Genomic DNA, 12508 nt, shown 5'->3' with positions numbered 1-12508 from the left:
GTTGATTCTCAGTAGCGCCGAGGGTGAGATTTGAACTCACGTGTCCGAATGGACAGCAGATTTCGAATCTGCCGCCTTGGCCGGGCTAGGCTACCTCGGCTTACACTCACACGTGGACGGCGACGCGTTTAATCGGTTTCGATTTTGCCGGATCACGGTCCGCGACCGTTCACGGGGCGACCGTCTTAAGCCGCGGCCGCGACAGACTCACCTATGGACATCGACGATGCGACCGCCGCCTGCGAGGCCGTCCACGAGACGGTCTCGACCGCCGTCATCGCCGACGATCGGTTCCTCGAACGCGTCCTCCTCGGCGTGCTCGCGCGGGGACACGTCCTCTTAGAGGACGTCCCCGGAACTGGAAAGACTCTCACCGCCCGGAGCGTTGCGACGGCGCTCGGGCTCTCCTTTTCGCGCGTACAGTTCACGCCCGATCTCCTCCCGACCGACGTCACGGGCACGAACGTCTTCGACGAGCGCGATCGGACGTTCGAGTTCAGCGAGGGACCGATCTTCGCGAACGTCGTCCTCGCCGACGAGATCAACCGCGCGCCGCCGAAGACGCAGGCCGCGCTCCTCGAGGCGATGGAGGAGCGGCAAGTCACCGTCGACGGCGAGACGCACGCCCTCCCGGACCCGTTCTTCGTGATCGCCACGCAGAACCCCGTCGAGAGCGAGGGAACGTTCCCGCTGCCGGAGGCGCAGGTCGACCGGTTCGCCGTCAAAACCGCGATCGGCTACCCCGACGAGGCGGGCGAGGTCGAACTTCTCCGTCGTCGCGTCGGGCGCGACGCCCGAAGTCCGAGCGTCGACGCCGTCCTCGATCGGGATTCAGTGCGCGAACTTCGGCGCGTGCCGGAGTCCGTCCGCGTCGACGACGACGTTCTCCGCTACATCGCGGCGGTGTCGCGGGCCACTCGAACGGACCGCCGCGTCGACGTCGGCGTCTCCCCGCGAGGCACTCAGCGGCTCCTCGAAACGGCGCGCGCCCAAGCGATCCTGACCGGAAGGGAGTTCGTCACTCCCGACGACGTCAAGCGGATCGCGCGACCGGTGCTGGCGCACCGTCTCGTGTTGACACCCGATGCGCGCGTCGACGACATCGACGCCGCGGCCGTCGTGGACGACGTTCTCGACCGTGTCGAGGTTCCGACTGTCGATGCCGAGGCGGTCGCTGAGTAAGTCAACCTCAACGATTTCGGCGACGTCGTGACGTGTCGCCCCTTCACTCCGGCCGTCGACGGAGCACGGCGACCAGGACGACCACGCCGAAGAGCAGGAACACGACCGCCGAAGCGGGCTGTCCGCCGCCACCGGCGAGGTAGACGCCGTAGACGACGCCCGCGCTCACGACGCCGACGAGGAGACTCAACGCGGCGTGGACCGTCACGAGTCTCGTCGTGTCGGCCTCGCGACCGAGTTGCTCGCCGACGCCGATCGAGAACTCGGCGAGATCCCACGCGAGGACCGCACCGAGCGCGGCGACCAGCAGGAGTTCCGGACCGGAACCGACGGTTCCGGCGACGAGTACCGCGAGCAGGAGTAGCCCGGCCGCAATCGTCACGAGCCGCCGGACAGGGACGTATAGACCGGCCACGAGGAGCGCGAGGCCGACGACACCGAGCGCGAACGCGTAGATTGACGAGAGCGCGAGCGCGAGGACCGAAACGACCCCCGCGAACAGCGCGATCGACGACCCCACCGTCGGCGGTTCGTCGGCCGGAGCGGCGTCTTCGCGGTTTGATCCGCCCCCACCGTCCGCGGACGCACTCACCGCGACCACCGCCGTCGGGCGCGGACGATCTCGGCAGTAAGCGACTCGTCTGTCCAGTCGATCACGCGGATCCCCGCCCGCCTGAGACCGACGAGTCGGTTCCGGCGTTCCGCCCGTGCGAGCCGCCGACCGATCGTTCCGCCGACCGTCACGTCCGGCGAGACGACCGTGACAAGGTGGCCGTGCGCGTCGAGTTGGCGGACGGCCTCGACGGCGAGATCGTCGACCAGCGGCGAGAAGAACAGGACCTGTGCGTCCGCCGGGAGTCGGCGCCGCAGCCGTTTGACGTCGCTGGCGGTGCTGTACGGCTCCTCCGGCGGCGTCGACGACAGCGCCGGGTGCGTCGCGAGCAGCTGTCGCCCGCGACTTCGATGCTCCCGTCCCGACCGCGGCGGAAGCCAGCACTCCGTCGGCGACAGCGCCGCGATCCCCACGCGGTCACCGGTATCGAGCAACGAGGCGAACGCCTCCGTGGCCGCGTCGACGCCGTGCTCGACGGCGTGTTTGTGCCTCGGATCCGAAGCCACGTAGGACACCTGCCGAGCATCGATCAGGAGGACGACCGCGGCCGAGCGCTCCTGCCGGAACTCGACGGTCGATAGCTCGCCGGTCCGCGCGTACCGATTCCAGTCGATCCGGCCGGGCGGATCGCCGCGGCGGTACGCACGCGTCGACGCGAATTCGAGCCCCGCACCGGTGACGTCCGTCGGCACCCGGCCCGTGTATGCCGTCGTCAGCCCGCGAAGCGGAAGGTCGTCGGTGGCGTCGAGCGACGGCGTACACGATAGCGTCGTCGGCTCGTCGGGATCGATTTCGGCCTTCCGCTCGCGTCCGCCGCTCGGGTTCCGAACGACGGCCGTGAGCGGCTCCCACGCGTGCGCGCCGCGGACGGCTTCGACCTCGTAGGAGAAGGCCACCGTCGCGCCCGGTCGCAGCGCCGTTCCGTGCCGCGGCGACTCGGCCGTCACCGTCAGCCCCGGCGGGACGCCGTCGACGAGGCGGAGGTCCCACAGCGTCCGCGATCCCGCGTTTCGAACTTGGACCGAAACCTCGACCGCTGATTCGGGATCCGGGTCGTCGTCGTCGACGCGCCGCTCGACGACCAGTGACGGCTCGGGAGCCTCTCCGAGCCACGCGTATGCGGTGTAGGCGACGCCCAGTCCGGCGACGAGGAGCAGTGGCGGGCGCTGTAACACGACCCCGAGCGCCCCGGCGAGCAGCGCCGCGCCCTCGATGCCGACCCACCGGTTCGTGTCGAACGCGCGCATCACTCACTCCCCTCTCGAATTCGTTCGTCCGGTCTCCCACTGTCGTCTCCCGAACGGACGCCGTCCGCCACTATCGACCCCTCGTGGGCCATCAGCGCTTCGAGCGCGTCGACTGCTCGCCGCGTTCGGGCCTGATATGCGTTGCGAGCGAGGAGCAACCGGACTCGGGTTTCGAGCGACAGCGCGACGTCTGCCCCGAGATAGCCCGCCGCGACCGGATCGTCGGTCCACGCGCCCGTCTCGATGAGTCGCTCCGCGTCCTCGATCGAGCAGTGCTCGCGGAGTCGAATCGTCTCGACGACGGCGTCGCGGACGCGTCGACGCATCGTGCGCGGCGGTCGCCGTCGCCAGCGGGTTACGTTGGCGCTCCGACGTCCGTCTCGGCCGCTGCCGTGTCGTGCACTTCGGCCGCGACGTCCGAGGTGACCCCTCCGGATCCGTCCGCCCGTCCGTGTTGCCTTCCGCCAGGCGTCGTCGCCGGGGGCGGGAACCCGGTGTCGTCGCTCCGGGTCTCCCGTCTCGGTCTCGACGGTGGTCACTTCGCGGCGTCCCAGCGCGTACCGGACTCCTTGGACGCCCGCGATGACGCCGACGAGCGCGACGAACGCGAACGACGCACTCACGCCGGGGACGACGAACCCCGCGAAGCCCGCGAGGCCGACCAGGACTCCCGCCGTGCCGACGATCGCCGGGAGGTCGCGCTCGCTCACGACTCCTCCCCGGCGTACGCCGACTCGATCCTTCGAAGCGCGGTCACGGCCCGCTCGGCCCGCTCGTCGGTCACGCGCTCGTCGCCGTACCGGACCGCCTCGAACAGGCGCGTGAGTTCGCCCACGTCGTCGGCGTCCATTCCCGCACCGACCGCGGCGGCGGCGAACTCCCCGGGCGTGCTGCTCTCCGGCCGGGCGACGTCGAGGTGCGCCGTCATCTCGACCCACGCGCGGTACACCTCGTTGCCGACGTCGGCGTCGCCTTCGATCCGATCGGCGGCTGCCCCGGCGACCTCGCCGACGCCTTCCACGTCGGGATCCGGTTCGTCCGGAGTCGAATCCGCCGTCCCATCGGCGTCGTCACCGCCGCCGCTCGCCGTCGACAGAACCAACAGGACGACTGCGCCCGCGAGGGCGACGAGGAGGAGCAGTCCGAAGAGCAGCGTCGGCGTCGCGATTGCGCCGTCGCCGGTCGCTCCCGTCCCGAATCCGCCGGTGCCGCCGCCGATCGGGAAGCCGCCTCCGAAGCCGAGTCGCGGGAACTCGAACGAGAGGTCGCGCTGACACGCGGTGAGGATTCCCCACAGCGCGACGGCCGGGAGGCCGACGGCCACCGCTGTGGCGACGACCGACGTCGACGTCCCGGTTCGGCGGTACACCGCGTAGTGACCGATGAGGAGGAGCGCGGCCAGTCCGACGACGACCGGCGGCCGTGCGAGTACCGGGACGCAGATCGGTTTACCCTCGAACGTCCCGCTGCTCTGCGGGAGGTCGACCACCGGCTCGTTTCCGCTCGATTCAGGTGCGCCCGCCGATCCGCCGAACCCGCCGCTGCCGCCGGTTACGGTCGAATCGATCGTCGCGGCGGCCCCGGCGAGCGCGGCGACGGCGAGGAGGGCGAACGCGATTTTCCGGGCGGTCTCGGCATCCACACCGTGTGCCACGGTCACGGCGTAGAAAAACCACGTGCCTTGTTGCGGCGTCCCGCGCACGACGGCGGTGCAGCGTTTCGACGCGCGTTCTTCCGTCTCCGTCGTTCGTCCCCTCTCAGTCGTTGGCCCCGGGGAGCGTGATGGTCGCACTGGTCGCCGCTGTGGAATGTAACCCGGTGTCACCGTCTGACGCGTCCGGTCCGTCGCCGAAGGCGAGGGTTCCGCCGTTTTCGATCACGCACCAGTACGCGAGCCACAGCCCCAACCCTTCGGCGTGCTGCAGTGGCGTTTCGGATCCCGCGGACAGGGTTTCGCGTTCGACGTCGGGGATCCCGGGGCCGTCGGACTCGATTCGTACGATGACGCTATCGTCTCGATGGTCAACCACGAGGTCGATTTCGGTCGTCTCGGATTGGGCGGCGAGCAGCTCGATCAGTTCCTCGACGGCCGTTGCAAGCGCGCCAGCGTCCCTGAGTCGTCCCTCCACGTGCGGTGTCCCGATCACCGTGAACGTCGTGTTCGGAAACGTTCGTTTGGCCTGGTGGACGACGCCCGAGACGACGGCGGAGACGTCGTGGACGCTCGGTGCCAGCATGTGCGAGTCGTCGAGCTCCGATACCTTTCGCGCCTTGTCGCTGACGGTGAGGAGATCCTCCGTGCGGTTCAGAATCGACCGGGCGGCCCGGCTCGCATCCGCCTCGGAGCCGGAGGCGACCATCTCGGCGTATCCGCGCACCACGTTCATATCGTTTCGGAGGTTGTGCCGCAGGACGCGGTTTGCGACTTCGAGTCGCTGTTCGTACCGATGCCGACCGGTGACATCCCGCAGCGCCAGCGCGTATCCGATTCTGTCGCCCCGCTCGTCGGTCAGTTCCGCGATCCGGATGTCGTACGCGTGGTCGTTTCCGTCGGTGACGGTGGTGCCGTGGAGCTGATCGAACGGCGTCTCGGAGAACACCGCCTCGATCGGCTGGCCGACTCGCAGTTCGGGATCGAGAATTCGACGGGAGATGTCGTCGACCTCGACGATGAGCCGATCCGCGTTGAGGACGACGAGGCCGTCCCCCATCGCTTGCAGGGCCTGTCGACGGGCGATCGGGACGCGCTCGAGGAGATCGAACTGATACAGCCCGAGCACTAAAAACACCCCCGTGAGCGCGAAGGTGAACGGCGTCAGATCGAGGTTCGGAATCGGGCTGACACCGAACATAAACGCGAAGTTAGAGAGAAACGGCGGGAGCGGGGCGACGAGCAACACGAGCACCTGTTTCCAGTAGACGAGCGACCAGCGGATCCCGACGAGGAGGATCATTCCCATCCCGATCACGACGACGAGGTAGGCCAAAAGCAGATGCCCGTAGTAGAGCGGCCCGAACGAGAGTTCGATTGCGGTTCCCGGCACCGCCGTCACGTCCTCCGATACCGTCCAAATCAGGCCGTGAATCGAATTCGTCGCGATGGCAAACACCATCACTAGCGGTTCGAGCGCGAACAGCACTGCGCGTCGCGGCGTCAGCCACGCCGCCCTGCTGACGTACTGGACGACGAATACCAACCACAGAAACGGCGCTGCCGTCGAGATCGCGAACGTGAGCTCCCACCAGAACACCTGGGTTGCGACGACGTCGTACCCCACCTGTATCGAGTACGTGAGCGCCGAGAGTCCCACCACAGCGAGCATCACGGTTACCTCCGGACCGCACCGAGACTTCCAGTTCCAGAACGCGACGAGCACCAGCGCTGCGTAGACGATAAGGGTCGCAAATCCGGCGGCGGACGTCGCAGTGAGTTCCCACGGCATACGGAGGCAGGTCGTCTTGTCCCGATGGGATCCTCATACATCAAACCACCAGTCGATCGATGCGTCGGCCAATCGACTGACGTGAACGTATCCGGGGGTCGCTACTGGGGGACTATGACAATCACTCTATGCGAACTTGCGTCATCGGGTTCCGATCAGAACGACGGGTGAATATATAGTTCCCGCCGCAAGAGTGAGATCGACACATCGAATGAGCAGGACACAATCCACCGCGGTGGCCGGGTGGCTCGATGCCGTCGTCAGCGAGTTGACGCCCGCCGACCTGCGGATGTTGGGTTGGCTCGGCGTGAATATGGCCGTCTTCGGACACGTCGTTCTCTTCGAGACGCCGCTGTGGCTGACGTACGCGTACAACGGGCTGTTGTACGCCATCGGAATCGGGATCGCACTCAGACATTCAGCAGTTCGAGACGTATTCATTCTCGGGAGTATCGCTGGCCTCCTGGAGGTCAGTGTCGACGCGTTCCTCGTCTCGACGGGATCGTTGGTTTACCCTGATTCGCTCCCGATGCTCGTGGGATCGCCGCTGTATATGCCCCTGTCGTGGGCGCTGGTCATCACGTACTTCGGCTATCTCGGCCGTCGACTCGACGAGCGATCCGGGCCGCTCGCCGCGACCGTCGGGCCGTCCGTGGCGGCGATGGTGCTGATCGGATTCTTCGAGTACGGCGCGCACTTCGCCGAGATCTGGTGGTACGAGTTCGCGCCCCTGGCGATGATCGGGACCGTCCCGGCGTTCATCGTCGTCGCCGAGGGCGTGATGTTCGCCGCACTCCACTGGCTCGTCCGACTCCGGCGCCCGCTTCTCGGCGGCGTCGGCTTCGCGGCGGTCATCTCCGTCAGTTACGTCGGTACCTACACGCTGTTCGCCGCGCTGGGCGGATAGGACGACGAACGGGCGCATCCAACGTCGAAACGGCATTCGATTCAAACCGCCGAGACGACCACTGTCGCAGTCGTCGACTCCGCGGGCGAGACGATGCGAACGCTGAACGCCGCGGCGATCGGTGTCGTCTCCCCGGCCCGCTCCTGGACGACGACGCCGCCGATCGATCGACACGGGCCGAACGCTCGCCCGGGACCATCCGGACAGTGCGACTCGCTCCACGCGCTCGCGGTCGCGTCGTCGAAGGAGACGACGAGTGAGCGATCGTCCTCTGCGTAAGTCCCTTCCAACCGGTCGATTCCGGCGTCAACGTCGTCGCGGATCCGCTCGACGACGCGCTCGCGCTCGCGCCACGACGAGTCGGTCGACTCCATCGACTCCTCGCGGACGGCGGCGCGGAACGACTCGGTGACGCCCCGCTCGATCGCCGAAACCGAGACGACGTCCACCGCGCCCGCCCCCGTTCGGTCGCCGTCGTACCCCAATTGCGCGTATGCGAGCGTCATCGTGAGGAACGCGACGGCGACGACGGCGGCGGCGACGAGGACGACCTGCGCGCGGTCGGTTCGTTCGTCGTCACGGCTCACACGTACCACACCCGGATCGTGACGGTGCAGTGCGCCGTCGGCAGCGTCGCCTGTCCGCTCGGGATGCCGTTCGGCTGCGGCGCACCGGCGACGCCGTGAGGCGTCTCGACGCGGCCGAACACGGCCGTTGGCAACACGTCATCGAGCCGTTCACCCAGCGCCGCTCGCTCCGTCTCGAACGCGTCGGGCGAGCGGCAGGCGGCGGTGAGTCGGCTGTGACCGTCACCCACCGGCGGCTCAGCGTCGAGGACTGCCAGTGCGTCCACCGCGATCCGGTCTAACTCCGCGTCCGGTTCGGTCGCGTCCGTCGGCACCCAGACGAACCCGGCAACGACGGAGAGGATCAACAGCGCCCCGACGGCGGCCTCGACGAGCGAGGTGGCGAGTTGCGCCCGGTCAGTCTCCGGATCGGCGGTTCGCCCCGAGTTCAACTCACGCACCGACAGTCACCACCAACTGTTCGGCGCTCGCGTTCCGCGCGGTCCAGCCGACGGTCACGGTGCTGCGCCCGAATCCATCGACCGCGAACCCGACGGGGAGCGGACGCCGATCCGGGACCGCCACCTCGAATCGCCCGTCGAGTCCGGACGGATCGTGCAACACCACCCGCCCGCCCGCGGTGACGGTCGTCACCCGCGGGCCGCCCGGGTCGACGTCGACGGTTATCCGACCGTCGTGGTCGTCGACGACGACGTCGTTCCCGTCGCTCGCTCCGGGACCTCCTCCCGTGGGATTGTCCGCCACTGCAACGCGCTCGGTTCGCGGGACGCTTCGCGTCACCAGCACTCGCCGCACGACGGCGACCGAGCGCTCCTCGGCGACCGAACGCTCCCCGGCGACCGATCGATCCTCGGCGACCGATCGATCCTCGGCGTCATCTTCGAAGCCCCCTCGCTCGACGATCACCTCGTCGCCGAGCGTCACGCGAACTGACCGCCCCCGGACCGCCGGAATCTCGTCATCGATATCTGCCGCCGTGATATTCGAGACGGACGCGAGGCGAAGTTCGTTCGCCCCGCGCGTGTGAGCCGCGTCGGCGGCGACGAGGTGGTCCGCGAGCCGTTCGGCCGCGTGGACGGCTACCGGCTGCCGATCCGCGTCCGCCAGGGCGTCGCTCGCGAGCGCGCCTCCGGCGACGGTGATGGTCGTCACGACGACGAGCGCCACGGCGAAGCCGACGAGGTTCGCCTGTCCGCGTGACTCGGGTGTGCGGGTCGATCCGACGGATCCGTTCGGGCTCATCGCCTCCCCTCCGGTGGCGAATCGCTTGCATCGATCCGGTCTCTGTCGTGGTCTCCTCTACCGATTTCGTCGCCATCGACGAGGTGAACCCGAAGAGCGGTTTCGTCGCCGTCGACGAGAATCCACGACGGCGACCCGCTCCTCACAGATCCGCTGACATTCGCCGAATCGGGCAGCGAGAGGCGGAGCCGCCCGCCGATCCGCGAGTCGGGATGGACGAGCGACACCGACGAGCCGTTCGCCGTCGACGCCGCGACGATCCGGTAGGGGTCGTCGCGAACTGTCGGCGGGAGTCGCAGCGACGCGCGACGCTCGACGGCGACGAGGTCGCCGTCCGGGACGGCCGCTTCGATCCGTTCGGCGGCGGCGACGAGCGTCCGGTCGCCCAGTTCGGCACCGACCGCGTCGCGGTACTCGGGCGCGAACCCGCCGAACAGCGTCGCCGTCAGCAGCGCGACGAACAGCACTCCCACGCCGAGTTCGAGCGTCTTCCCCACGACGGGCGAGAGCCCGCGATCGGCCGAGGGCGGCGTTTTCACCGGCCCACCCCCACGTCGAGCCGGATGTCGTGAACCACGAGGTGAACCGTCCGCTCGCCCTCGAACGACGCCACGACGCTCGGGATCCCGTCCCCGTCGAAATCCCGTCGCGTCGTGGTCGCGCCGCGCTCGCGGAAGTGCCGCTCCCAGACCGCGGGCGTCGTCGTCTCGACGCCGACGCGGTAGTTCGCCGCGGGGAGCCGCTGTCGCTCGCTTTCCGCATCCGCCCGGAGCGTCACCGCGAGCCGGTGGTTCCCCGTGGAGACGCCGTCGGCCCCGCTGGCGTTGAGGACGGGCACGCCGACGTACAGCGTTCCGTCGGCGGGCGCGATCCGGCTCGGTTCGACCGCGCGGCTGCCGCGCTTGTCGCTCCGCACCACCGCGCCTGCGAACCCGGTCACGCGGTGCTCCCCGTCGGCGTAGACGATCGCCCCGGCGTGTCCCGCCCAGACGACGCCGTCGTCGTCGAGGAGCCACACCGACCGGTTCACCACCGAGACCGTGCCGCTCGCCAGCTCGACGGTGGTCTCGCGCTCACCGCTGTCGGGTGCGAGCGCAGTACTGAAATCGTCGCTCACGCGGGTCGCCGACGCCGAAGCGGCCCCGTCCTCGACGATTGATCCGGCGGTCGCCGTCAACCCCCCGACCGCGAGGACGGTGATTCCGAGCAGGATCGCGACGCCGACGACGGCCGTCTGCGCCCGGCCCCGGGGTGTCGCTGGGGAATCGGGAGTCCCGCTCACACCAATCCCATTCCCGTGAAGACGACGTGACAGACGGCGACGAGACATCCCGAGTGCAACAGCGCCTCGTACTGGCCGCGGCTGGCAACGCCCGCGAACCACCCCGAGGCGAGCATCGTCGCCTGCGTCGTCACGTACACGCGGTACTGATCGCGCGCCAGATCGACCGCTCCGGGATCGACCGCGACGCCGGAGAGCTCGGACATCGTCGACAGGCGCTCAAAGCCCGCGAAAACGTTGGCGCTCGTCGCGGCACTGATCCCGATGACGAGAAGCGCGGTCGTCCAGCCGACCGCGACGTAGACTAACATTCCCGAGCGCAGCGCCCGCTTCTCGTGGTACAGTCGGCCGACTTCCCCCTGCAGCGTCTCGAAGACGACGGCCGTGTCGCTGCCCGCGTCGAGCGCGCCGATCACGAGCCCGACGGTCTGCTCGGCCATCGGCGTCCCCACTCGGTCGACGAACCGGTCCAGCGCGGCCGTTCTGAGATCCGTGTCGGTGCGTTCCGTCGCCGTCGTGAGCTGAAGGTTCAGCGCCAGATCGGCGACGTCGCCGTTCAACGGTCCGAGATCGACGTCTCGGGCGACGTGATCGACCGCCGCCGAGAAGGGGCGACCGAGATTGACGTGCCCGGAGACGGCGTGCACGAAGTCCTTCAGCTCGTGGTCCTTCGCGTCGTCGAGCCGGGCGCGGCGGACGGCGACGAGGCCGACCGGAACCGAGAACCCGACGTAGCCGACGAGCAGCGCGACCACGGTGTCGACGCCCAGACTGACGGAGGCGACGAATCCGGCGATTCCGACGGGAGCGAACGCCGCGGCAGCGCTCGCGGGGTTCGTCGTCGCCGTCCGGAGCGTCGGCAACGCGCTCGCCGGGCGTCGGTACACGACGTGTTGATCCGGTGGTCGGAGCCGCGAGACGAGCGCCGCGGTCGCGAGCCCGACCGCGAGGATGAACCCGGCGCTCCCGTAGACGACGAGCGCGCGAAGTGTGACGGGCCCGAACGGGGTCGAAACCGGGGCTGAGAGCCCGGGTGAAATAATGCTCATCACGGTGAGGACGATCACGAGCAGCGCCGGGAGCACGAGCAGAACCACGAACAGCTCCGCGAGGAGTTCGAGAAATCCCTCCGCGCGCCGTCGGTCCCGGTCCTGCTGGTGCCGCAGCATCCGGCTCTCCATCGAGAGGTACTCTCTGAGCGAGTCCGAGCCCTGATCGGCGTGCTCGCGAAACTTCAATAAGAAGGGCGCGAGGCTGTCCTGCGCGGGCGTGTCTCTGGCAACTCGCCGCAATCCCTCGTCGATATTGCCCGTCATCGCGGCGGTGTTGAGCGCCTTGCGGACGGCGACGGCCGTCTCGCCGTAGGCGTCGGTGTCGGCGACGCGGCGGAGCATCGCGCGACGGCCGTCGCTCCCCGACGCGAGGACGTTCAGATAGCGGACCGCGCTCGGGAGCGTTCGTCCGATGTTCACCCTGCGAGCGGCGGCGAGCCATCGGAGGTAGCGCCCGCCCGCGTAGACGACGGCGAGGTGGACTGCGGCCGCGATGAGGACGCCCGCGACACCCACGACGGCGGTGCGCTGCCGTTCCGAGAGCGCGATCGCGTCGGCGGCCACCGATCCGGACAGATCTCGCCCGCCGACCCGCCCGAGGCGTTCGAGGGCCGCAGTCACCGTCGATTCGATTGTCCCCCCGGGGAGGAGCATCCCCAATCCGACGACGCCTCCGGCGACCAGCACCGCGAGGATCAGCGAGAGCGCGTAGACGCGGGCGATGTAGCGGTCGAACGAGATCGCGACGGTGGTGCCGCGGTAGGACCTCCGATCGCGTTCGTGTCGGCGGGAGTCGGCGCGGCTGGCGAACAGCGCGTAGGCGGCGCGGTCGAACGGCCCGAGCGAGCGCTCGGTGTCCGCGCGCTGTCGTTCGGCGGGCGTCGATCTGTCCGTCGGTCCCGTCGATTGCGACCCGACCGGTTCGGCCGGTCCCGACTCCATCGCGTCTGTAC

Annotated in this window: 13 protein-coding genes and 1 tRNA gene; 2 read left to right on the top strand and 12 right to left on the bottom strand. The window is 68.9% G+C overall.

Annotated features, from left to right (window positions below; translation table 11 throughout):
• Positions 1-15: 15 nt before the first annotated feature.
• Positions 16-100: transfer RNA gene (locus tag FJT57_RS04550), tRNA-Ser, on the bottom strand.
• A 113-nt stretch (positions 101-213) separates the two neighbouring features.
• Here FJT57_RS04550 and FJT57_RS04545 point away from each other — a divergent pair.
• Positions 214-1182 (top strand): AAA family ATPase, encoded by a 969-nt coding sequence (locus FJT57_RS04545; protein ID WP_144902093.1) that lies wholly within the window; start codon positions 214-216, stop codon positions 1180-1182.
• Between the two features lie 43 nt (positions 1183-1225).
• Here the strand turns inward: FJT57_RS04545 and FJT57_RS04540 are convergent, their stop codons facing one another.
• The 5 genes from FJT57_RS04540 to FJT57_RS04520 form a co-directional block, all read right to left on the bottom strand.
• A complete protein-coding gene (locus tag FJT57_RS04540) occupies positions 1226-1774 on the bottom strand; it encodes a DUF7519 family protein (protein ID WP_238993903.1) in 549 nt (182 codons plus the stop codon).
• A complete protein-coding gene (locus FJT57_RS04535; protein WP_144902091.1) occupies positions 1771-3042 on the bottom strand; it encodes a DUF58 domain-containing protein in 1272 nt (423 codons plus the stop codon). The genes FJT57_RS04540 and FJT57_RS04535 overlap by 4 nt, the downstream gene beginning before the upstream one ends.
• The gene (locus tag FJT57_RS04530) at positions 3042-3752 is read right to left on the bottom strand and encodes a DUF7269 family protein (protein ID WP_203229090.1); all 711 of its coding nucleotides are present in this window, start codon (positions 3750-3752) and stop codon (positions 3042-3044) included. Before FJT57_RS04530 ends, FJT57_RS04535 begins: the two co-directional genes overlap by 1 nt.
• Entirely contained in the window at positions 3749-4684 is a 936-nt protein-coding gene (locus FJT57_RS04525) for a DUF4129 domain-containing protein (RefSeq protein WP_144902089.1), read from the bottom strand. The genes FJT57_RS04530 and FJT57_RS04525 overlap by 4 nt, the downstream gene beginning before the upstream one ends.
• A 115-nt stretch (positions 4685-4799) precedes the next feature.
• On the bottom strand, positions 4800-6485 hold the full coding sequence (locus FJT57_RS04520) for a sensor histidine kinase (protein WP_144902087.1): 1686 nt from the start codon (positions 6483-6485) through the stop codon (positions 4800-4802).
• A gap of 211 nt (positions 6486-6696) precedes the next feature.
• Here FJT57_RS04520 and FJT57_RS04515 point away from each other — a divergent pair, with 211 nt between their 5' ends.
• Entirely contained in the window at positions 6697-7392 is a 696-nt protein-coding gene (locus FJT57_RS04515; RefSeq protein ID WP_144902085.1) for a DUF6989 domain-containing protein, read from the top strand.
• Positions 7393-7433: 41 nt separating this feature from the next.
• Here FJT57_RS04515 and FJT57_RS04510 read toward each other — a convergent pair whose 3' ends face one another.
• Genes FJT57_RS04510 through FJT57_RS04485 form a run of 6 tightly spaced genes read right to left on the bottom strand, consistent with a single transcriptional unit; the run spans position 7434 to position 12497 of the window.
• A complete protein-coding gene (locus FJT57_RS04510; RefSeq protein WP_144902083.1) occupies positions 7434-7979 on the bottom strand; it encodes a DUF7261 family protein in 546 nt (181 codons plus the stop codon).
• Complete coding sequence (locus FJT57_RS04505; RefSeq protein WP_238993902.1) at positions 7976-8419, bottom strand: DUF7262 family protein; 444 nt, start codon at positions 8417-8419, stop codon at positions 7976-7978. Before FJT57_RS04505 ends, FJT57_RS04510 begins: the two co-directional genes overlap by 4 nt.
• The gene (locus tag FJT57_RS04500; RefSeq protein ID WP_144902081.1) at positions 8412-9221 is read right to left on the bottom strand and encodes a DUF7263 family protein; all 810 of its coding nucleotides are present in this window, start codon (positions 9219-9221) and stop codon (positions 8412-8414) included. Before FJT57_RS04500 ends, FJT57_RS04505 begins: the two co-directional genes overlap by 8 nt.
• Positions 9218-9760 (bottom strand): DUF7266 family protein, encoded by a 543-nt coding sequence (locus FJT57_RS04495; protein ID WP_203229089.1) that lies wholly within the window; start codon positions 9758-9760, stop codon positions 9218-9220. The genes FJT57_RS04500 and FJT57_RS04495 overlap by 4 nt, the downstream gene beginning before the upstream one ends.
• Positions 9757-10503, bottom strand: coding sequence for a DUF7289 family protein (locus FJT57_RS04490; RefSeq protein ID WP_144902079.1), 747 nt, complete (start codon positions 10501-10503; stop codon positions 9757-9759). Before FJT57_RS04490 ends, FJT57_RS04495 begins: the two co-directional genes overlap by 4 nt.
• Complete coding sequence (locus FJT57_RS04485; protein WP_144902577.1) at positions 10500-12497, bottom strand: type II secretion system F family protein; 1998 nt, start codon at positions 12495-12497, stop codon at positions 10500-10502. Before FJT57_RS04485 ends, FJT57_RS04490 begins: the two co-directional genes overlap by 4 nt.
• Positions 12498-12508 lie beyond the last annotated feature (11 nt).

Source organism: Halobellus captivus, from assembly GCF_007655485.1.
GTDB classification, from domain to species: domain Archaea; phylum Halobacteriota; class Halobacteria; order Halobacteriales; family Haloferacaceae; genus Haloquadratum; species Haloquadratum captivum.
The sequence above is the reverse complement of the archived record's forward strand: the minus strand, read 5'-3'. Positions and strand labels throughout refer to the sequence as shown.

What these genes read in the sequence shown, in the direction of transcription:
- FJT57_RS04545 (WP_144902093.1), top strand. Translation starts at nt 214, where the DNA reads ATGGACATCGACGATGCGACCGCCGCCTGCGAGGCCGTCCACGAGACG.
- FJT57_RS04535 (WP_144902091.1), bottom strand. Translation starts at nt 3,042, where the DNA reads ATGCGCGCGTTCGACACGAACCGGTGGGTCGGCATCGAGGGCGCGGCG.
- FJT57_RS04520 (WP_144902087.1), bottom strand. Translation starts at nt 6,485, where the DNA reads ATGCCGTGGGAACTCACTGCGACGTCCGCCGCCGGATTTGCGACCCTT.
- FJT57_RS04515 (WP_144902085.1), top strand. Translation starts at nt 6,697, where the DNA reads ATGAGCAGGACACAATCCACCGCGGTGGCCGGGTGGCTCGATGCCGTC.
- FJT57_RS04500 (WP_144902081.1), bottom strand. Translation starts at nt 9,221, where the DNA reads ATGAGCCCGAACGGATCCGTCGGATCGACCCGCACACCCGAGTCACGC.
- FJT57_RS04485 (WP_144902577.1), bottom strand. Translation starts at nt 12,497, where the DNA reads ATGGAGTCGGGACCGGCCGAACCGGTCGGGTCGCAATCGACGGGACCG.